19 protein-coding genes and 1 tRNA gene are annotated in these 20,417 nt (G+C 68.9%); 15 read left to right on the top strand and 5 right to left on the bottom strand.

What is annotated here, in order from left to right; translation table 11 throughout:
- Nucleotides 1–44: 44 nt before the first annotated feature.
- On the bottom strand, nucleotides 45–548 hold the full coding sequence (locus HF323_RS06975) for a GyrI-like domain-containing protein (RefSeq protein ID WP_169581838.1): 504 nt from the start codon (nucleotides 546–548) through the stop codon (nucleotides 45–47).
- 225 nt (nucleotides 549–773) lie between these two features.
- Between HF323_RS06975 and HF323_RS06970 the strand changes: the two genes are divergently transcribed.
- The gene (locus HF323_RS06970; protein WP_169581837.1) at nucleotides 774–1,043 is read left to right on the top strand and encodes an SHOCT domain-containing protein; all 270 of its coding nucleotides are present in this window, start codon (nucleotides 774–776) and stop codon (nucleotides 1,041–1,043) included.
- A gap of 22 nt (nucleotides 1,044–1,065) precedes the next feature.
- Here the strand turns inward: HF323_RS06970 and HF323_RS06965 are convergent, their stop codons facing one another.
- The gene (locus tag HF323_RS06965) at nucleotides 1,066–1,965 is read right to left on the bottom strand and encodes a hypothetical protein (protein ID WP_169581836.1); all 900 of its coding nucleotides are present in this window, start codon (nucleotides 1,963–1,965) and stop codon (nucleotides 1,066–1,068) included.
- 102 nt (nucleotides 1,966–2,067) lie between these two features.
- The gene (locus HF323_RS06960) at nucleotides 2,068–2,742 is read right to left on the bottom strand and encodes a TetR/AcrR family transcriptional regulator C-terminal domain-containing protein (protein WP_169581835.1); all 675 of its coding nucleotides are present in this window, start codon (nucleotides 2,740–2,742) and stop codon (nucleotides 2,068–2,070) included.
- Nucleotides 2,743–2,855: 113 nt separating this feature from the next.
- On the opposite strand from HF323_RS06960, the gene HF323_RS06955 reads away from it, so the two are divergent.
- Both HF323_RS06955 and HF323_RS06950 read left to right on the top strand, forming a co-directional pair.
- Nucleotides 2,856–3,890: an NAD(P)-dependent alcohol dehydrogenase gene (locus tag HF323_RS06955; RefSeq protein ID WP_317451020.1), complete on the top strand. Its 1,035-nt coding sequence runs from the start codon at nucleotides 2,856–2,858 to the stop codon at nucleotides 3,888–3,890.
- Nucleotides 3,891–3,983: 93 nt separating this feature from the next.
- Nucleotides 3,984–4,469, top strand: coding sequence for a DUF6326 family protein (locus tag HF323_RS06950; RefSeq protein WP_169581834.1), 486 nt, complete (start codon nucleotides 3,984–3,986; stop codon nucleotides 4,467–4,469).
- A gap of 22 nt (nucleotides 4,470–4,491) precedes the next feature.
- On the opposite strand, the gene HF323_RS06945 is transcribed toward HF323_RS06950, so the two are convergent.
- Nucleotides 4,492–4,980: a YajQ family cyclic di-GMP-binding protein gene (locus HF323_RS06945; protein WP_169581833.1), complete on the bottom strand. Its 489-nt coding sequence runs from the start codon at nucleotides 4,978–4,980 to the stop codon at nucleotides 4,492–4,494.
- 272 nt (nucleotides 4,981–5,252) lie between these two features.
- Here HF323_RS06945 and HF323_RS06940 point away from each other — a divergent pair, with 272 nt between their 5' ends.
- From HF323_RS06940 to HF323_RS06895, 10 genes are all read left to right on the top strand, one after another.
- Nucleotides 5,253–6,509: a maltose ABC transporter substrate-binding protein gene (locus HF323_RS06940; protein ID WP_169581832.1), complete on the top strand. Its 1,257-nt coding sequence runs from the start codon at nucleotides 5,253–5,255 to the stop codon at nucleotides 6,507–6,509.
- Nucleotides 6,510–6,592: 83 nt separating this feature from the next.
- The gene (locus HF323_RS06935) at nucleotides 6,593–8,188 is read left to right on the top strand and encodes an ABC transporter permease subunit (protein WP_169581831.1); all 1,596 of its coding nucleotides are present in this window, start codon (nucleotides 6,593–6,595) and stop codon (nucleotides 8,186–8,188) included.
- 80 nt (nucleotides 8,189–8,268) lie between these two features.
- Nucleotides 8,269–9,183 (top strand): sugar ABC transporter permease, encoded by a 915-nt coding sequence (locus HF323_RS06930; RefSeq protein WP_169582146.1) that lies wholly within the window; start codon nucleotides 8,269–8,271, stop codon nucleotides 9,181–9,183.
- 119 nt (nucleotides 9,184–9,302) lie between these two features.
- Nucleotides 9,303–11,273, top strand: a complete 1,971-nt coding sequence (locus tag HF323_RS06925; protein WP_169581830.1) for a glycoside hydrolase family 13 protein — start codon at nucleotides 9,303–9,305, stop codon at nucleotides 11,271–11,273.
- Nucleotides 11,270–12,055 carry a hypothetical protein gene (locus tag HF323_RS06920; protein WP_169581829.1) on the top strand — a complete coding sequence of 262 codons (786 nt, stop codon included), beginning with the start codon at nucleotides 11,270–11,272 and terminating at the stop codon, nucleotides 12,053–12,055. The genes HF323_RS06925 and HF323_RS06920 overlap by 4 nt, the downstream gene beginning before the upstream one ends.
- 61 nt (nucleotides 12,056–12,116) lie before the next feature.
- On the top strand, nucleotides 12,117–13,031 hold the full coding sequence (locus HF323_RS06915; RefSeq protein ID WP_169581828.1) for a bile acid:sodium symporter family protein: 915 nt from the start codon (nucleotides 12,117–12,119) through the stop codon (nucleotides 13,029–13,031).
- 80 nt (nucleotides 13,032–13,111) lie between these two features.
- Nucleotides 13,112–13,612 carry an FBP domain-containing protein gene (locus tag HF323_RS06910; protein WP_169581827.1) on the top strand — a complete coding sequence of 167 codons (501 nt, stop codon included), beginning with the start codon at nucleotides 13,112–13,114 and terminating at the stop codon, nucleotides 13,610–13,612.
- On the top strand, nucleotides 13,609–14,523 hold the full coding sequence (locus tag HF323_RS06905) for a PfkB family carbohydrate kinase (protein ID WP_169581826.1): 915 nt from the start codon (nucleotides 13,609–13,611) through the stop codon (nucleotides 14,521–14,523). The genes HF323_RS06910 and HF323_RS06905 overlap by 4 nt, the downstream gene beginning before the upstream one ends.
- A gap of 98 nt (nucleotides 14,524–14,621) precedes the next feature.
- Nucleotides 14,622–14,706: transfer RNA gene (locus tag HF323_RS06900), tRNA-Tyr, on the top strand.
- Between the two features lie 170 nt (nucleotides 14,707–14,876).
- Nucleotides 14,877–15,944, top strand: coding sequence for a hypothetical protein (locus HF323_RS06895; RefSeq protein WP_223169215.1), 1,068 nt, complete (start codon nucleotides 14,877–14,879; stop codon nucleotides 15,942–15,944).
- 74 nt (nucleotides 15,945–16,018) lie between these two features.
- Here HF323_RS06895 and HF323_RS06890 read toward each other — a convergent pair whose 3' ends face one another.
- A complete protein-coding gene (locus tag HF323_RS06890) occupies nucleotides 16,019–17,608 on the bottom strand; it encodes an NAD(P)/FAD-dependent oxidoreductase (protein ID WP_169581825.1) in 1,590 nt (529 codons plus the stop codon).
- Between the two features lie 124 nt (nucleotides 17,609–17,732).
- On the opposite strand from HF323_RS06890, the gene HF323_RS06885 reads away from it, so the two are divergent.
- Complete coding sequence (locus HF323_RS06885; protein ID WP_169581824.1) at nucleotides 17,733–18,539, top strand: inositol monophosphatase family protein; 807 nt, start codon at nucleotides 17,733–17,735, stop codon at nucleotides 18,537–18,539.
- A 195-nt stretch (nucleotides 18,540–18,734) separates the two neighbouring features.
- Nucleotides 18,735–20,366 carry a M23 family metallopeptidase gene (locus HF323_RS06880; RefSeq protein ID WP_169581823.1) on the top strand — a complete coding sequence of 544 codons (1,632 nt, stop codon included), beginning with the start codon at nucleotides 18,735–18,737 and terminating at the stop codon, nucleotides 20,364–20,366.
- The last annotated feature ends 51 nt before the right edge of the window (nucleotides 20,367–20,417 follow it).

The following is a 20,417-nucleotide window of genomic DNA, read 5'->3' as shown; positions in this document are numbered from 1 at the left end:
CGCAACGGGACCTTCGTCCTTGGGTAGCCGCGCGCCAGCCGTACTCACGGCGTTGCGGCGGAATCCGGCGTCGCGGTCGTCTCCTGATCCGCGAGCGGAATGGAGATGACAGTGCGCCACTGCGTCGGATCCGGCTCGGTGGCAGGGCCGTTGAGATAGCTCTCCCACATCACATCGCCACCGGTCAGGCCCTCGCCCGCCATGAATCGCTGCATCTCGGCATACGTCTCCTCCAGCGTGTCGTATGACCCGACGTGCTCGGCCTCGACCACTCTGCTGTCCGGGAGTCGTCCGGGCACCACTTCCCCGGAGGAGGCGATGGCGGCCGCTACCGGGAACCCCGCCTCGACGTCCACCGTCGCGCCGGGCATGCCGTAGTACTTGCCGAACGGCGGACCGACCGGCGGGATGCCCTGCATCTCGAGGACGCGCATGGTTTCGGTGAACGCCTCGGCGAAGAAGTCCGTCAACGCGTCCATCGGGACTGCCCGGCGCACGCCCGCTGTATCGACCGCGACGTGGTGCGTGACGTGGACGTCGATCGTCATCATCATTCTCCTTCGGCTGCGCTCGCCGTTCGGCGACTCGTGGCTGCCCGCGACGAGGTTCGAGGCTGGGCATCATCAGGATGCTCCGGGGCCGCAGGCGGGGGATGGGTCGATGGTCCCGCGGCGTGAGCGGCGCCGTGGTGCGTCTGCGGGGGAAGGGTCGAAAGTCCCGACGACCCGAGCGGGGGCGGCGTTGACTTGATTCCGCGAGCGAAGGAGGGCGCGATGATGTGGGGATACGCCACCGGCGGCTGGTGGATGTGGGTGATCGGCATTCTGGTTCCGCTCATCCTCGTCGGCGCGCTGGTCGTCGTGCTCGTGCTGCTGATGCGCTCCGAAGGCGAGCGCCGTCGAGATGCGGGCACGGGGGGCCAGGCGCGCGAACTGCTGGAGATGAGGCTGGCGCGCGGGGAGATCACGCCTCAGGAGTTCCGCGAGGTATCGGCGGCGCTCGTGGAGGGCAGCGGCCGCGGTTCTGCGCGAAGCGTGCCGTGACGCGACGTCGGCGGCGTCTGACTCAGGGTGCCGAATCCACTCGGGTCGCCGGCGGTGGGGTCTTCGCGCGCGTCGCGTTTTCGGCGGGACGCACGCGGGAGGTCGCGAACCAGAGGACGAGCGCGGGAAGGATCGGCGCGATCAGCCCGTAGAGCAGGTCGGCGCTCCCGAAGACGATCGCCTGATAGCCGAGGATGGAGAGCGCTCCGACGGCATAGGAGAGGGCGGCGGCCGGCAGTGCCCTGCGCGCTCCGCCGCCGGAGGTTGCGAAGAAGGCGATCGTCGCATTGGCGATCAGGGGCGCCGCGAAGAGGCCCTGCACGGCCGGAGACAGATTCTCTGCCGATCCCACGGCCGCCCCGGCGGCCAGTGCGAACGACACGGAGACGACTGCGTAACCGACGAACGAGAAGCACGCGACCACGACCGCACGGAGGATGCGCGAGAAGACGGGCGGCAGCGCGGCCAGCACTCCATCCGGGTGGCGCGCGATGAGGCCGGTGAGGATGCTGAAGACCAGCGTCTGGACCAGGATCTCCGGCATCCCCACCAGGTGATACCACCAGGGGAGTTGGCTGTAGACCGCTCCCTCCAACGAACTGGGTGCCGCCGCGGGGGTGGAGATGATCCCGATTCCCACGAAGAGCAACCAGAGCCAGAGCCAGCCCAGGCGCTGCGCAAGCACGGACCGGAAGGGCAGGAGCACCGCTGCGATGACGATCCCGCGGAGCACCTGGAGGAGCGGTCCGACGATGACCGCGACCGAGCCGAACGGGCGCATGAAGTCCCGGACGATCGGCTGCGCGAGAAGGCTCTCGTAATCGAGCACCGTCGCGGCGATCAGGCCGACCGCGAAGTAGGTGACGACGTGGGCGAGCGTGACACGGGTGAGAAAGCTGACGACCTCGTGCGATCGGGACATGACGCACAGCGTGTCCTGTGGCCATCGATCGGACCGGGGCGAAAGTCCCTTGCGCGCACCCGGATGCGGATCTGCGGGATCGATCTGTCGCGGCAGTGCGCGCTACTCGGAGCCTCTCAGAGGCTCGAGGGCGGACAGGACGAGGTCGAGGCCGAAGATGAACTCCTCGGTGGGGTCGTAGCCCACCGCGAGGAGCGCTGCGGCGGACTCGTTGAGGTAGGGGAACTCCTCGGGAGGAAGCTGGGGCAGATAGACGTTCTCGGTCATGTCGGCGAGCTCATCGGCCGTGTCGAACGGCAGACTGGCTTCCTGCAGGGCGTACCCGTACACCTGGCTGCTGATGAGCCAGTTGGCGTGCGTCGCCATCAGCGCGGAGAAACCCGCCTTCCGCAGGCAGGCGGTGACGGCTTCGCGGTGCCGGAGGTTGGCGGGCCCTGGAGTGGTTCGCGACTCCATCAAGCTGATCGCCCACGGGTGGCGTGCGAGGGCCTGTCTGGACGATACCGCCTGCTGTCGCATCGCCGACTGCCAGTCGATCTTCTCGGAGGGGAGCTCGATCTCCTCGAAGACGATGTCGATCATGGCGTCGAGCAGCTCCTCCTTGCTCGCCACGTAGTGGTAGAGCGACATCGCGCCCGCGTCGAGCGCCGTCGCCAGCCGGCGCATGCTCAGCCCGTCGACTCCCTCGCGGTCGGCGAGTCGCACCGCTTCGAGCGCGACCCGTCGCTTGCTCAGACCGCCGCTTGTTCCGTCCCGGGGGCGTTCTCTCTTCGGCACGGGTCTCCTCGCTGATTCGAACGGCTTGACAATCGTACAGCGTACGTCCTATCGTACAACGTACGACGTACAGTGTACGAAGCCGAATCGGCGAGCAACATGAGGAGCTTCTTGTGAGAGTCGAACAGCGATCGAACGACGGAGCACGCCTCGCGGCAACTCGGCGCGGGGCGGCGACGATGCAGGCTGCGTTCCAGCGCCGTTACGGACCGCCCTCGGTGGTCGAGCCGTCCGAGGTCGAGCTGCCGCTGCCGCGCAAAGGGGAAGTGCTCGTCCGGGTGGGCGCGGCCTCGGTGCATCCCGGCGACTACTTCGTCATGACCGGTGTGCCGTACCTGGTGCGCCTGGTGTACGGGTTTCGTCGGCCTCGGCACGGCATCCCCGGGCGAGACCTCGCCGGCGTGGTGACAGCGATCGGGGCGGGGGTCAGCGCGCTCCGCCCCGGAGACGAGGTGTTCGGGTGGAGCACCACGGGAACGCTCGCCCAGTATGCCCGCGTGCCGGAGCGCAACCTGGCGCTCGTGCCTGCCGACGTGTCGGTCACGGCGGCGGCGGCCGTGCCCACGTCGGCCATGACGGCGTTGCAGGCATTGCGCGATATCGCGGAGGTTCGACCGGGTCAGTCGGTGCTCGTCACGGGCGCGTCGGGCGGCGTGGGTTCCTTCGCGGTACAGATCGCCAAGGCGTTCGGGGCCGAGGTGACGGCTGTGTGCAGCACGCGGAACATCGGCATGGTCCGATCCCTCGGCGCCGATCACGTCGTCGACTACACGACGACCGACTTCACTCGCGCCGACAAGCGCTACGACGTCATCCTCGACAACGTCGAAGCGCAGCCCCTGGCTGCAATGCGCCGAGCACTGGCGCCGACGGGCACTCTGATCCCCAACAGCGGACGCGGCAGCCGCTGGCTGGGCCCCCTCGGCCGGATCGCGAAGGCGCGCATCCTGTCCGGCTTCACCCGTCAGCGGCTGAAGCCCTTCACGTCCTTCGGGAAGCGGGCGGACCTTCTCGCCCTGGCCGACCTGCTCGCGACCGGGATGGTCACGCCCGTCATCGACCGGATCTACCCCCTCGACGAAGCAGCCGACGCCCTGCGCCACGTCGGCGCCGGCCACACCCGAGGAAAGGTCGTCGTCACGGTCTGACGACCGCACCGACGAGAACGACACATCCCACGCGTCCGCAAACCAGACCTGCCGCCGACCGGCGGACGGATCAACACCGAGAAAGAAGACCCGATGAACACCCCGACGACAACCCCGAACCAGCTCGACAACCCGCCGATCCCGGTGAGGGTCAAGCTCGCCGCCGCCTGGACCAGCTTCATGTTCCTCTACGTCTACGTCGACATCGTGAACTTCTACAAGCCCGGTGTGGTCGACAGCATCCTCGACGGGATGGTCTGGAGGTTCGACGTCAGCGCGACGCTGTTGACCATCATGCTCGCGACCGTGGCGATCCCAGGACTGATGGTCGTGCTCTCGATCGCGCTGCCGGCACGGGTGAACCGGGCCGCCAACCTCGTCGTGGGATCTCTCTACATCCCCTACTCGCTGTTCAATGCGGCAGGGGGGACGTGGGAGTGGGCGTTCTTCTACGGCATCTCGATCGGGATCGAGGTGCTGCTCCTGGCCTTCATCATTCGCTCAGCCTGGACATGGCCTCGCGCATCCGTCATCTCCGTCGCTCCCGCGGCGGACCTTCGAGAGGATGCTCGCCGATAGATACCGCGAGGGAGGTCCAGCGCTACCGGTAGTTGACGAACTGCAGGTCGACGTCGAGATCGGCTGCTTTGAGCAGGCGCTGGACCTCCTGGAGGTCGTCCCTGCTCTTGGACTGCACGCGCAACTCGTCGCCCTGGATCTGCGACTTGACCGACTTGGGGCCCTCGTCGCGGATGATCTTCGAGATCTTCTTCGCGTTCTCAGACGAGATCCCGTCCTTGAGCGTGGAGGTGATGCGGAACTCCTTGCCGCTCGGGACCGGCTCGCCCGATTCGAGGCTCTTGAGCGAGATGCCACGCTTGATCAGCTTCGACTGGAAGACGTCGAGGACCGCCTTGGCACGCTCCTCGGTTGCCGCCTTGATCAGGATCGCCTCGCCGCTCCACTCGATGGAGGCGCCGGTGCCCTTGAAGTCGTAGCGCTGCTCGACCTCCTTGCGGGCCTGGTTGAGCGCGTTGTCGGCCTCTTGGTGGTCGACCTTGCTGACGATGTCAAAGGAAGAATCAGCCATAGCGGGCAGTCTATCCGCGAGCGGACAAGGGGGCGGGGCATCCGGAGCACTTGGAAGCGCTTGCAGGTTGGGGGTATTTCGCGGGTGAACCGCGATATTCGCAAGTCACGAACTCGTATCGAAAGTCCCGTTGACGGGTTGCATTCTGGACCCATCGTGGTAACAATGTAAGCGCTTGCAGTTTTCGGCGAGCGGAAGAACGGCCTTCAACGGTGCCCAGCGCCGGCACGGCCGGTCTGAATCCCAACAGCACTTCAGAGAGGCACACACCGATGAAGGTGAACAAGAAGAGCGTGCTCGGCATCAGCGCGCTCATCGCGGGCAGCGCGCTCGTGCTCTCCGGTTGCGCAGGCAACTCGGGCGACAACGGCGGCGACAGCGGCAACAACGAGGACACCACCCCCATCACGGTCTGGGTCGACATCGAGCGCGAGCCCGCGCTCGAGGCCATCTCGGAGCAGTTCACCGAGGAGACCGGCATCGAGGTCAAGCTCGTGACCAAGGACTTCGCGACCGTCGACCAGGACTTCATCAGCCAGGTCCCCACGGGCAAGGGTCCCGACGTCATCGTCAGCCCCCACGACAAGCTCGGCGCCTACTACGCCGCCGGCGTCGTCGCGCCGCTCGAGCTCGGCGATGTCGCTGAGGGCTTCAGCGAGGCAGCCCTCGCCGCGGTGACGTACGACGGCAAGGTCTACGGCGTCCCGTACTCGATCGAGAACGTCGCCCTCGTGCGCAACGTCGACCTGGTCCCGGAGCCCGCCGAGACCTACGACGAGGTCATCGCCAACGGCAAGGCCGCCGGCACCAAGTACCCGTTCCTCGTGGGCCTGTCGCCTGAGCAGGGCGACCCGTACCACCTGTACCCGTTCCAGACGTCGTTCGGCTCGCAGGTCTTCGCGCAGAACGACGACGGCAGCTACGACTCGTCGCAGCTCGTCCTCGGTGACGAGGCCGGCCAGGAGTTCGCAACGTGGCTCGGCACGCAGGGCGCTGCCGGCTCGGGCGTGTTCAATGCCAACATCGACGGTGAGAAGGCGCGTGAGTTCTTCATCGCCGGCGAGTCGCCCTACTACCTGACGGGTCCGTGGAACATCCCCGCGATCTCCGAGGGCGGCATCAACTACGCCATCGACCCGCTCCCCAGCGCCGGTGGCGAAGAGGCGAAGCCCTTCATCGGTGTCAACGCGTTCTTCCTCTCGAGCAAGTCCACCAACGCGCTCGCGGCGACGAACTACATCGTCAACTACCTCAGCACCGAAGAGGCTCAGCTGAGCCTGTTCGAGGTCGGCGGTCGCCCGCCGGCACTGATCTCGGCCTACGAGGCCGCTTCGGCTGACGACCCTGACGTCGCGGCGTTCGGTGCTATCGGCCAGACCGGTGCCCCGATGCCCGCCATCCCCGAGATGGGTTCGGTGTGGTCCGACTGGGGCAACGCCGAGCTGCAGATCATCAAGGGCGAGGGCGGCGAGCCCGCCGAGATCTGGACCACTGCGGCCCAGAACGTCCAGGCGAGCATCGACGGCTGATCCGTCTTTGAATGGGCGGGGCTCTTCCGGGAGCCCCGCCCATCCTTCTACCCTGACCCTGACACTGCGAAGAGGGAGCGTCCATGGCTGACGTAAAGACTCAGGCCCCGCCCGCGAAGCCCACACCGCCCCGGGGCGGCGCGCCCGAGTTCGGTCCCCAGCGGAAGCTGACCAGCGGCGGCATCCTCGCCCTCGTGATCAAGGTGGTGCTGCTCGGCATCATCGACGCACTCGCCGTGTTCGGGCTGTATGTCCTGGTCGGCAAGGGCGACTGGGTCGCAGCGGCGCTGCTCGTCGCGGTCGTCGGCCTCGTCAACTACATCTACCTGAAGCCCGGCGTGCTGCCGGCGAAGTACCTGACCCCCGGTCTGTTCTTCCTCGCCATCTTCCAGGTCTTCGTGATCTTCTACACCGGGTACATCTCGTTCACCAACTACGGCGACGCGCACAACAGCACCAAGGAAGACGCGATCGCCCAGATCATCAGCACTTCGCAGGAGCGTGTGCCCGACTCGCCGACCTACGCGGTGGAGATATACCGGCAGGCCGACCAGTACGGCATGCTCGTCGCCGAGCCCGGCGGCACCACCTCCTTCGGCACGAACGAGCAGCCTCTCGAGGAGGCCACGAGTGCCCCCGACGGCTGGGAGAAGCTCGACCTCAACCAGGTGCTCCGCTTCCAGGACGAGGTCCTCGCCCTCAGCGTCCCCATCTCGGACGACATCAACGACGGCGCCCTGCGCACACCGGACGGATCCACCGCCTTCGTGTTCACGTCGACGCTCGAGTACGACGAAGCGGCCGACACCTTCACCGACACCGAGAGCGGGGTGGTGTACGTCGACGACGGCGAAGGCAACTTCCGCGCCGAGGACGGTCAGGCGCTGACGCCCGGCTGGCGCGTGGTCGTCGGCTGGGAGAACTACGCCTACGCGTTCACGAACGAGCAGATCCGGGACCCGCTCATCCGGGTGACGATCTGGACCTTCGCGTTCGCGTTCTTCTCGACGCTGCTCTGCTTCGCCCTTGGACTCTTCCTCGCGATCGTGTTCAACCACCCGACCCTGCGCGGCAAGAAGATCTACCGCATCCTGGTGATCCTGCCGTATGCGTTCCCGACGTACCTGACGGGCCTGGTGTGGGCGGGCATGCTGAACGAGGAGTTCGGCTTCATCAACGAAGTGCTCTTCGGGGGCGCAGACATACCCTGGCTCAGCGATCCCTGGCTCGCGCGATTGAGCGTGCTGCTGGTGAACATGTGGCTCGGCTACGCCTACATGTTCCTGGTGTGCACGGGCGCGTTGCAGTCGCTCCCCGACGACGTCATCGAGGCGGCCAAGATGGACGGCGCCGGCGCCTGGCGCATCTTCCGGTCGATCAAGCTGCCGCTGCTGTTCGTCGCGGTCGCCCCGCTGCTGATCGCCACGTTCGCGTTCAACTTCAACAATTTCGCGGTGATCTTCATGCTCACCGGCGGTAATCCGAGGTTCCCCGACACGACGCTGCCGATCGGCGCCACCGACATCATGATCACGATGGTCTACAAGATCGCGTTCGGCAGCGGCGGCGGCCGTGACTACGGCCTCGCGAGCGCCCTGTCGATCCTGATCTTCATCATCGTCGCGATCATCGCGGCCATCTCCTTCCGTTCGACGAAGTCACTGGAGGATCTGCACTGATGTCCGACTCCATCGATCGCCAGATCAAAGAGGACCAGCTCCTCGAGAACCGCATGGGCCGCGCCGACGGCGTGACCACGATGGCCGGAATGGCGGACTTCGCCTCCCAGCCGCCGAAGCCGGTGCGCGGTGACCGGCGCCAGCCGTTCGGCAAGTGGTTCGTCGACAAGGGGTGGCGCCACCTCGTGGCCATCGCCGCGATCATCTTCGCGCTGCTGCCCCTCGCGTACGTGCTGTCGGCCTCTCTCAACCCGATCGGCACGCTCACGGGCTCGAACCAGCTCTTCCGCGCCTTCACGCTCGACAACTACATCGAGATCCTCACCCGCGACGGCGGCATCTACCTCACCTGGTACTGGAACGCCCTCGTCATCTCGATCGTCTCGAGCGCCTTCACGGTTCTGCTGTGCGCCATGGGGGCCTACGCCTTCTCGCGCATGCGCTTCCGCGGCCGTCGCACGGGCCTCCTGGCGCTGCTGATCCTGCAGATGTTCCCGCAGCTGCTCATGATCGTCGCGATCTTCCTCACGATGATCTGGATCACCGACGTCTTCCCGGCGGTCGGCCTCGGCACCCACGCCGGCCTCATCATGGTCTACCTCGGCGGCGCGCTGGGCGTGAACACGTTCCTCATGTACGGGTTCTTCAACACGATCCCCACCGCCATCGACGAGGCCGCGAAGATCGACGGCGCCGGCCATGCGCGCGTGTTCTTCACGATCATGCTGCCGCTGGTCACGCCGGTGCTCGCCGTGATCGGGCTCCTGAGCTTCATCGGATTCATCGGCGAGTTCGCGATCGCGAACGTTCTGCTGACCGATCCGCGCGACCAGACGCTGGCGATCGGCCTCTTCCAGCTGGTCTCCGGCTTCCAGTCGCAGAACTGGGGCATCTTCGCCGCCGGTGCAGTGCTCGCCGCGCTTCCCGTCATGATCCTGTTCCTGCTGCTGCAGCGCTACATCGCGGGTGGTCTCGTCGCCGGCAGCGTGAAGTAGACGGATGCCGCGAGCCGCGGCATCCTGAATCAGATAACTCAAGGGCTCTGTCATGGCCTCGTGCCGTGCAACCACGTCGCATCCGGCGGCGCGCGCTGCCGACCCACGAAAGGCCTGTCATGACCCTCGCTCCCCATCACGACGGCTCGGCGCTGTATGTCTCCGACGCGGCGCCGGCCCTGGGTGACGTCGTCCGGGTGCGCCTGCGCATTCCGGAAGGGTACGGACCGCTCGACGCGGTGCGCACCCGCTCCAACCCCGATCACGAGCCGGAGTGGACCGATGCGCGCCGCATCGGCACGGTCGACGGGTGGGACTGGTGGGAGGCGCCCCTCACGGTGCGCAATCCGCGGCACGGATATCGATGGATGCTGCGCCATGCCGACGGTCGCGTCGAGTGGCTCAACCAGACCGGGCTCCACCGCATCGAGACGCTGGACGCCGAGGACTTCGCGCTCGTGGCGTACCCGGCGCCGCCGGCGTGGCTGAACGAGGCCGTGCTCTACCAGGTCTTCCCCGACCGGTTCGCCCGCTCGGCGCAGGCCGACACGCACCCCACGCCGGAGTGGGCGATCCCCGCGACCTGGTCCGACCCGGTGGACCCGGTGATGCCGGCACGGTCGCAGCAGTTCTACGGCGGTGACATCCAGGGGATCATCGACAAGCTCGACCACCTGGTCTCGCTCGGCGTCAACCTGCTGTACCTGACGCCCGTCTTCCCGGCGGAGTCGAATCACCGCTACGACGCCAGCACGTTCGACCGCATCGATCCCCTGCTCGGCGGGGACGACGCGTACGTCCGGCTCATCGAGGCGGCGCACGCCCGGGGCATCCGGGTCATCGGAGATCTCACGAGCAACCATTCCGGCGACAGCCACGAGTGGTTCCGGGCGGCGTACGCGAACCCCGGGGCACCGGAGGAGGAGTTCTACTACTTCACCGACGAAGGCAACACCGAGTACGTCTCGTGGCTGGGCTACGCGAGCCTGCCGAAGTTCGACTGGTCGTCGGAGGAGCTGCGCCGCCGGTTCGTGTCGGGCGACGACTCGGTGGTGGCGAAGTGGCTCAACCCGCCGTACAACGCCGACGGCTGGCGCATCGACGTGGCGAACATGACCGGTCGCCTCGGCAGCGTCGACCTCAACGCCGAGGTGCGGCAGCTGCTGCGAGAGACGATGCTGCGCATCAACCCCGACGCGATCCTGCTCGGCGAGTCGACGAACGACGCGGCGAGCGACCTTCAGGGCGACGGCTGGCACGGCGCGATGACCTACCCGTCCTTCACCCGCCCGCTGTGGGGCTGGCTGAGCGAGCCGACGGGCACGCCCTACCAGGACGCCGACGGGGCGGAGGTCACGGAGTCGTGGTTCTTCGGCCAGCCGATCGGAGGCATCCCGCGGTACACCGCGCGGGAGTTCGCCGACGCGGTGACCCGGTTCACGGCGGGCATCCCGTGGCGCGTGAGGCTCGGCAACATGCAGCCGCTCGACACCCACGACACCGGCCGCTTCGCGACGAACGCCGCGCCGGGTGCCATCCCGGTGGCCGTGGGCCTGTCGCTGACGATGCCCGGCCTGCCGGTCGTGTTCGCCGGCGACGAGTTCGGGCTCACCGGGGCTGACGGCGAGGCGAGCCGCACGCCGATGCCGTGGGGGACCGAGAGCGAGCCGGCGGTCGCCGAGCGCATCGCGCTGTACCGCGACCTGATCGCTCTGCGCACCGCTCATCCCGCGCTGCAGACGGGCGGCTTCCGCTGGGTGCACATCGACGACGACGGTGTCGCCTTCGTCCGCGAGTCGGCCGACGAGACCCTTCTCGTGCTGGCCGCGCGAGGAGACACGGATGCCTCGATCCCGGCCGGCTCGCTCCCGGGTGCCGCATCCGCGGAGGCGCTGTTCGGCGACGCGATGCTCGCGGTGTCGGAGGACGGCGCCGTGCTGCTGTCCGCTGAGGGTCCGGCGTTCGCCGTGTGGACGCTTCCCGGCGTGGACGCCCCGCCGACGAGCGCCGAGCCCGAAGTCGCCGAGGTCTCGCGCGGTGTGGTCGACGCAGGCGACGTGACGCCCGCCGACGAGGTGAAGGCCTCGTGACCTCGCCCGAGCGGTTCGACGAGCTCAGCGCCGCCCTGGCGCGCGGCGTGAGGGAGCGAGACGGGCTGATCGGTCTCGTGCTGCTCGGGTCGGCGTCGGATGAGGCATCCGCTCGTCGCGACGAATGGTCCGATCACGACTTCTTCGCGATCACCGAAGCCGGACTCGGTCACGAGATCCGCCCCGACCTGGCGTGGCTGCCCGACCAGGACCGGCTGGTGCTGACGGCTCGTGAGGGGGAGATCGGGTTCGCGGCGGTGTACGACGACGGGCACGTGTTCGAGTTCGCCTTCTCGGATGCCTCGGAGCTCGCCGGCGCGCTCGCGGGCGAGGCGACCGTGGTCGTGGACGATGCGGCCGGGACCACGGCGACGCTCATCGCGGCCTCCCGCGCGCGTGCGGAGGCGGGGGACCGGTTCGATCCGTCGAACGACGTGCGGCTCGTGCTCGTCAAGCTCCTGATCGGCGTCGGGCGCGTGCGACGCGGCGAGGAGCTCAACGGCGGGCAGTTCATCCGTCAGTGGGCGGTCCAGCTGCTGGTGCGGGCGATCCGCGGGCGGTTCGCCGAGGCATCCACCTCGCTGCGCGACACGATCGACCCGATGCGGCGCTTCGAGCGGGACTTTCCCGAGTGGGGTGCTCGGATCGCCGACGCCGTCGCTCAGCCGGCGGAGGAGGCGGCTCGCGCCGTGTTCGGCCTTGCGCGCGAGATCCTCGAGCCGGGGTGGGACGACTTCCCGACGGCCGCGGCGGACGCCGTGGCCCGCCGGCTCGGCTGGTGAGGCGGCGGGACTCTCCACAGCCGCGTGACACGGGGTCGCGGCATCCGGCACACTGAGTCCCATGTCAGCGTTGACGACCATCGGCCTGCCCGTGGCCCTCGGAATCATCATGTTCGGGCTCGGACTGAGCCTCACTCCCGGCGACTTCGCGCGCGTCCTGAAGCAGCCCAAGGCGGTGATCCTCGCGCTCCTGTGCCAGCTGATCCTGCTCCCCGCGATCTGCTTCGGCCTCGTTCTCGCCTTCCAGCTGCCGCCGGTGCTCGCCGTCGGCATGATGATGCTCGCCGCGTCGCCCGGCGGAACGACGGCGAACCTCTACAGCCACCTGTTCCGCGGGGACGTCGCGCTGAACATCTCGCTGACCGCGGTGAACTCGGTGATCTCGGTGGTGACGCTGCCGATCATCACGAACCTCGCGATCGTGTACTTCGACCCGTTCGACAGCCAGCTCGGCATGCAGTGGTCCAAGGTGCTCGAGGTGTTCGCCATCGTGCTGGTGCCCGTCGCGATCGGAATGGTCGTGCGGCATCTCTGGCCGGGCTTCGCCAAGGCGATGGACAAGCCGGTGCGGATCGCGTCGATCGTGATCCTCGTGGTCGTGATCGCCGGTGCGGTGGCCTCGAACTGGGCGCTCCTCGTCGAGAACTTCGCGCGCCTGTCGCTCATCACGGTCCTCTTCTGCGTGATCAGCCTCACCGTCGGCTATCTCGTGCCGCGCCTGCTCAAGGTCGGCAAGCGGCAGGCCATCGCGGCGTCTTTCGAGATCGGCATCCACAACGCGACGCTCGCGATCGTCATCGCGCAGACCGTCCTGAACTCGGTTGAGCTCAGCCTGCCTGCGGCGGTCTACGGCGTGCTGATGTTCTTCATCGCCTTCGGCTTCGGGTTCCTCATCCGCGAGCGCGGCGCCGTCGAGCCATCCGACGAGCTTCCGGCCGAGCCGGCCGCGAAGCCTGCCGCATCAGCCCGAGAGTGAAGGCGGGCGGATGCCTCAGCCGCCCGTGCGGGGTAGCGGAGGCATCCGTCGTTCGTAGACTGGGGGCGCGAGGAGGTGCCATGCGCCCACTGACCGAAGAAGATGTGCGTTCCACGTTCGTGAACGCCTCACCCGATGAGCTGCGGATCGTCGCGATGCCGACCGACTTCCTGCTCGCCGACTGGGATCACCTCGACTTCTATGCGTGGCGCGATCCGCGCACCCGCGGACGCGGCTACCTCATCGCCGAGGTCGACGGCGAGCCGCGGGGGGTCGTGATGCGCGCCGCGGAGGGCACGTCGAGCGCCCGCTCGGCCATGTGCAACCTGTGTCACACGATGCAGCCCGCCGACCAGGTGGCGCTCTTCACGGCGCGAAAGGCCGGCGCCGCCGGTGAGCACGGCGACAGCGTCGGCACCTACATCTGCACGGATCTGTCGTGCCATGAGAACGTGCGGCTCGCGATGCCGCTCGCACCGAACGAAGTGCGCGCGAGCGTCGACCTGCGCATCGACGGCACACGGCGGCGCACCGAGGCGTTCGTCGGCCGCATTCTCGAGACCGCCGGAAGCCGCCGATGACCCGCGTCGTCGTCGTGGGCGACGCGCTCATCGACGAACTGCGCGACGACAACGGCGTGCGGGAGTTCGTCGGGGGCGCCGCACTCAACGTCGCGGTCGGGCTGTCGCGCCTCGGCGTGCCGACGACCCTCATCGCGATGGTCGGCCACGACGAGCCGGGCGGGCACATCCGCTCGTACCTCGCCGACTACGGCGTCGAGCTGATCGAGACGGCGTCGGCCCTCGGCACCGCGCGCGCGGTCAGCACGCGCAGCGGCGGCGGCGAGCCGGAGTACGTCTTCAACGAAGCGGCGCAGCGACGGCGCATCCGGTATGGCGACGCCGAGAGACAGGCGATGACGGATGCCTCGCTCGTCGTCGTCAGCTGTGTGGCGTTCGACGACCGCGAGCAGTCCGATGAACTCGCCGAGACCATCGCCGCCTCGGGCGCCGATGTCGCCATCGATCCGAACCCGCGCGCCGGGATGATGCACGACAAGGCCGAGTTCGCGCGCGGTTTCGAAGCGCTCGCACGAGGGAGCGTGCTGGTGAAGGTCGGCGAAGACGACGCGTCGCTCCTCTACGACGAGCGGCTCGACGCGCTGCGGGCCCGGCTGATCGACCTCGGCGCGCGTGCCGTGCTCGCGACCGAGGGCGCCGCCGGCGCGACCATCGAGGCAGGCGAGGTCGTCGTCACGCGACCGATCTCGAACCTGCCGGGGCCGATCGTCGACACCATGGGCGCCGGTGATGCCGCCTTCGCGGCGACCGTGGCCGCCCTCGTCGAACGCGTGCCGGCGACCGAGGAGGAGTGGGGCGAAGTGCTGCAATCCGCCATGGACATGGCAGCGGCGACCTGCCGGTTCGAGGGGGCGCTGCTGCGCACCCCGGCCGTGCTCGAGGGACTCGATCTCGACCGCATCGGCACCTGAGCAGATCGGCCGGCGGCTCGATTTCGAGCACCGCCCGACACAGCGTAAGATGGTTGATCGCGCCTCCGGTCGTCTGGAAAAGTCGGACGGGTGCGCCTGGCGAGTTACCCAAGCGGCCAAAGGGATCTGACTGTAAATCAGCCGTCTTAGACTTCGGGGGTTCGAATCCCTCACTCGCCACCAACGCAGAAAGCGCCCCTCGCGGGGCGCTTTCTGCGTTTATCGGAGGTGGCATCCCTCCCCGCCGCCGCTGAGGAAGGGGACCCCACCGGCCGGTGAACGGTCTCCCGGCGACCGAGGGCCGCGTGCCAGGATGAGCATGCGGGCGCACGTCCGCGAGAGAGAGGACCGCCATGACGTTGCCCGATCCCCATCCCGCGGCGCCCCACGAGCCGGCGGGTGTCACGGCCCCGCACCACCAGGTCGCCGCTCCCTACCAGCCGGCTGACTTCGCGACCGCGCAGTATCCGGCTCCGGCGCCGCAGCGTGCCGACGGGGCGAGCGCGTCGCTTCTGCGCGCCGCGATCTGGGTGGCGATCGGTGCGCTGATCGCGGCGGCGGTCGTGTGCGTCGTGTGGGTGCTCATCGGCGAACAGAACGGGATCATCGGGCGAGCGTTCCTCACGATCCTCCTTCTGGTGGCCTTCGCGGGCGCGACGATCCTCGACGCGCACCTCGCACCGCGGCGCCCGGCATGGTTCGCGCTGGCGAGCATGGGCGTGTGGATCGCGACGCTGCTCATCGGGGCCGTCATGATCTGGATGCCGGAGCGCTACACGTGGGGCGGCTTCTCGCGATTCATCCAGTTCCTGCTGATCGTCTTGATTCTTCAGCTCGGACTGCTGCACGTGCGCCTCTACCTGAAGGCGCTCCAGCGCTATGACACCGCCTTCACCCGCGCCGTCGCGATCGTCACGCTGGTGCTCGTCGGGACGCTGGCGGCGCTGCTGATCCTCCCGCTGATGTTCGGCGAGTACCTCGACCTCCCCGAGATCTACTGGCGCGTGATGGTCGCCGTCGCGATTCTCGCCGCCGTCGGCACCGCACTGCTCCCACTCGTGAACGCACTCTTCGCTCCGAAGAAGCCCCAGGCCGTCGCCCCCTACCCGGTGCCGTATGCGTCCGTGCCCTCCGCTCCGGCCGTCGCGACCGCATCTGCACCCGCCACGCCGCAACCGGCGATCCCCGCCGAGCCCGCGCCGCAGGAGCTCCTCCCGTGGCCGACCTACGTCGACGGGGCGACCCCTCTGCCGATGCTGCCCGACGGCTCGCCCGACTGGAATGCGTACTACACGGGGTATCCGACTCCCGGCGCGCACGTCTTCGTTGCCCCGCAGCAGCACACGCCATCGGCTGATCCGGCGGCGCATCCGGGGTACGAGGGCTACCCGCCTCCGCCGCCGCTTCCGCCGCGCCCGTAGTCTCGCGGTTGTCTCTCGCGCCCGTTGCTCCGCGTAGCCGCGCGCGAAGCGACGTTGCTCAGCGGGGGAGCGGGTCAGCGCCCGAGCAGTTCGAGCGCGGCCATCGCGGCGTTGTGTCCGCCGAGGCCGCTGACAGCGCCGCCGCGGCGAGCGCCGGAACCGCACAGCAGCACACGCTCGTGCCCCGTCTCCACGCCCCACCGCTCGGCGGGCGTCTCGAGCGGCGCGTCGTCATCGGCCCACGGCCACGACAGGGGCCCATGGAAGATGTCTCCGGCGACCATCCCGAGCGACTCCTCGAGGTCGGCCGTCGTCCGCGCCTCGATGCAGTGCCGGCCGTCAGGGGCCTGGTAGACCACGTCGGCGATCGGCTCGGCGAGGACCGAGTCGAGGGAGCGCTGCGCGGCCTCGAGGAGCGCGTGGCGCGAGGCATCCGGATCCGTTCCCTTCACCAGATGATGCGGCACCTGCAGGCCGAACAGCGTGAGGGTCTGGGCGCCCGAGGCGCGCAGCTCCGGCCCGAGGATCGACGGGTCGGTGAGGGAGTGGCAGTAGATCTCGGCCGGGAGCGGATCGGGGATCCCGCCTGCGGTGGCCGTCCGGTGCGCCGCGTCGAGCTGGGTGAGCGTCTCGTTGATGTGGAACGTGCCCGCGAAGGCTGCCTCGGGTGCGACGTTCGCATCGCGCAGCCGCGGGAGCCGGCGCAGCAGCATGTTCACCTTCACCTGAGCGCCTTCGGGCGCGGGACGCCCGGTGCTCTCCTCTCCCATCAGGCGGGCGAGCACCGCGGGGCCGACCCCGCTGAGCACGAGTCTTCCCTCGATCGTCTCCGTGCGTCCGTCGGCGTGCGCAACCTCGACGACGCCGTCCGGTGAGATCGCCGTCACCTCTGCACGGGTGCGCAGCTCGGCGCCCGCCTCGCGCGCGGCGCGCTCGAGCTCCCCGCTCACACGTCCCATGCCGCCGACCGGGACGTCCCAGTCGCCGGTGCCGCCGCCGATGACGTGGTACAGGAAGCACCGGTTCTGCCGCAGGCTCTGATCGTCGGCGGAAGCGAAGGTGCCGATGAGCCCGTCGGTCAGCGCGATGCCCTGCGCGATGTCGGTGTCGAGCGAATCGCGCAGCACCTCGCCGAGCGGACGCTCGAAGAGGTCGTCCCACAGCCGGTCGTCCCCGAGCGCCGCGCGCAGGTCACCGCGTCGCGCGAGCGGTTCCGTCACGGTCGGGAACAGCTGCCGCGCGATGGGGGCGATGCGGTCGTAGAAGGCGGCGAAGCGGTCGGCCTCGCGCGTGCCGCCGGTGACCCGGGCGAACGACGCGGCGGTGGCCGAGGCATCCGCCGTGTCCACCAGGATTCCGCGCGACGGATCGCTCGGGTCGGGCGTGTACGACGAGTAGCGGCGTCGCTTGAGGTCGATGCGCAGTCCGAGGTCGTCGATGATGCGCTGGGGGAGCAGGCTCACGAGGTACGAGTAGCGCGAGAGCCGGGCATCGACGCCGGCCCAGGGGCGCTCCGACACCGCAGCGCCGCCGAGATGGTCGAGCCGCTCGAGCACGACGACCGAGCGCCCGGCGCGGGCGAGGTAGGCGGCGGCGACCAGGGCGTTGTGCCCGCCTCCGACGATGACGACGTCATGGGTTGCGGTGCGGACTTCAGCGGCCATCCCTCCACGCTAGCCGGGCGGGACGGATGCCTCGGCCGTCGGCCACCCCGACTGTCGAATATCCTCCGGCGGACCACGCCGGCCTCGCCCGTTGCCGCGGACCCGGGGCCGATAGCGTGGACGCATGAGCCTTGCGCATGAGCTGGAAGCACTCGCCATCGACATCGCGCAGGATGCGGGACAGCTCGCGCGCACGCGTCGCAGCGAAGGAGTGTCGATCGCCGCGACGAAGTCCGCGCTCGCCGACATCGTGACGCTCGCCGACCGCGAGGTCGAGGAGTTGATCCGGGCACGGCTCGCCGAGGCCCGGCCTGACGACGGCTTCCTCGGAGAGGAGTCGGGCGCGGAGCGCGGGACGAGCGACGTGACGTGGGTCGTCGACCCGATCGACGGAACCGTCAACTACGCCTACGGCATCCCTCTGTACGCGGTGAGCATCGCCGCCGTCATCGGCGAGCCGGTTGCCGGACAGTGGGAGGCGATCGCTGCGGCGGTGTACGCGCCGGTCGCCGGCGAGGTGTTCCATGCGGCGCGCGGCGGTGGGGCGTGGCTCGGCGACGAGAGGCTCACGGTCAACGGCGAGGTGTCGGCGGCCGGCGGCCTCCTCGCGACCGGCTTCGGCTACGACCCGGCGACCCATGCCGGCGACCTGGCCCGCGTCGCCCGCGTGATGCCGATGGCGCGCGACCTGCGGCGCGGAGGAGCGGCATCCCTCGATCTCGCCTACGTGGCGGCCGGCCGGCTCGACGGCTATTTCGAGCGGGGGCTCGCCCCCTGGGACCACGCCGCGGGAGCGCTGCTCGTCACGGAAGCAGGGGGCTCGTTCCTTTTCGTTCCGGGGGACGAGGTGACGCCGCGCCCGCTCACGGTGGCGGCGAGCCCGGCCATCTTCGAGCGCCTCGTCGACGTTGCGCTGGCCGACGGAACCTGAAGGTTTGTTAAGAATCGCCACAAAAGCACGGCAGTTTCCACAGCGTTGATGGCATTCCCAGGACGGTCGAGGTAGTGTTTACCCGATCGTTACTTTCGCCTCCCGAACGGCGGAAGTGGTCATTTGCCCGACGACCGTACCGTTGCCCCCGAAGCGACACGACCGAGAGCAATCCGCTTGCCTTTTGATGCCCCGATGGCTGAACCTGCGCGCACGCGCCGATCCAGCCGCACCTCCCCCGCGCCTCTTCAGGCGTCGTCGGAGACCCTGGGGCTCTCGCGAGCAGAGCTGCGCCGACGGGCCGTCGGTGCCGGATCGGCCCACCCGCTGACGGATCTTCCTGCCGCGCCCATCGCGCCGAAGGCGGCCGAAGAAGCCGCGCCGATCACCCCGAACGTGGATGAGCAGCCCGCTCCGGTCGAGGAATCCTCGCCGATCGTCGACGTGGTCGCCGCCGTCTCGACGGTGGTGGCGGCTGCCGCGAGCGTGGAGGCCGCATCCACGCCCTCCAGCCGCCGCGCACGACGCACTCCGCGGATCGTCGCGCCGTCCGCTCCTGTCGCGTCCGCCGAGATCGTCCCCGTCGAGGCCGAGACCGCCGTCCTCGCGGAGCAGTCCACGGTCGCGATGAGCCCTGTCGTGGATGAGCCCGTTGCGGCCGAGCCGGTTGCGGCCGAGCCGGTTGCGGCTGAGCCCGTTGCGGCCGAGCCCGCGCCCGCAGAGGCAACCGTCGAGGCTGCCCCCGCTCGTCCGTCGCGCCGTATCCGCACGCCCCGCCCGGCTGCTCCGGCCGAGGCCCGGCAGGTTCCGGCCGTCGAGGTCGTCGAGACGCTGATCATCGACGAGCCGACGGTCGACACCGCCGCGGTGCCGACCGTCGTCGCGCCCGCCGCGCAGACCAGGGAGGCGACGGATGCCGAGGCATCCGGCGTCGACGAATTCGAAGCCGCCGCCCGGCTGTTCTCCTTCACCGGTGAGTTCCCCGTCGCATCCGACGAGGATGTCCAGGTGTTTGTGGCCGCAGCGGAGGCCGAGTCCGAGTCCGCCGAGGCGACCCCGGCGCACAAGGCGTCCCGTAAGCCGCGGGTGAGCCGCGGCGTCGCATTCAAGCGCGTGACGGCCGCCTCGTTCTCCGTCGGAGTGATGGGCATCGTCGGTCTCATGACCGTCGGCATGACGACTCCCGCCGAGGCCGTTGCGGCCGCGAGCGGCACCGAGTTCACCGCGTCGATCCTCGCCCCCGGCGATGTGTCGGTCGCCGGCATCGATGCCGAGGAGATCCAGGCGTACGTCGCGCCCGCGAGCGTGGAGGCCGAGACCCTCGACCGCGGCGGCAATTACGACACCACGACCGTCGCCGAGCTCGCGTCTCAGGCGGGCATCCGCAACTTCTCGAGCCTGTTCCACAACGACCCGAACGCGGCCATCCAGTGGCCTTTCGTCGTCGGCGTTCCGATGTCGTACGGCTACGGCATGCGTGACGGCCGCCTGCACAAGGGAATCGACTTCACGCCCGGGTCGGGCGCTCCGATCCAGTCCATCGCCGACGGCACCGTGCGCATCGCGACCGAGGCCGGCGGCGACTACGGCGTGCACGTCATCATCGACCACGTCATCGACGGTCAGCTGGTGTCGAGCCACTACGGCCACATGCAGTACGGCTCGTTGAAGGTGACGCCCGGGCAGCACGTCACTGTGGGAACGGTGCTCGGTCTCACCGGCAACACCGGCCGCTCGTACGGAGCTCACCTGCACTTCGAGATCCTCGCGAACGGCACCACCGCGATCGACCCGATGCCCTGGCTGCGCACCTACGCCGGAGGCTGACGCCGATTCAGAGAGGCGCCGTTGCTCTGGTATCCTCTTCTAGTTGCCCGC

This window comes from Microbacterium sp. MF43 (assembly GCF_012847295.1).
Classification (GTDB): domain Bacteria; phylum Actinomycetota; class Actinomycetes; order Actinomycetales; family Microbacteriaceae; genus Microbacterium.
This window is presented reverse-complemented; position numbering and strand designations above follow the sequence as displayed.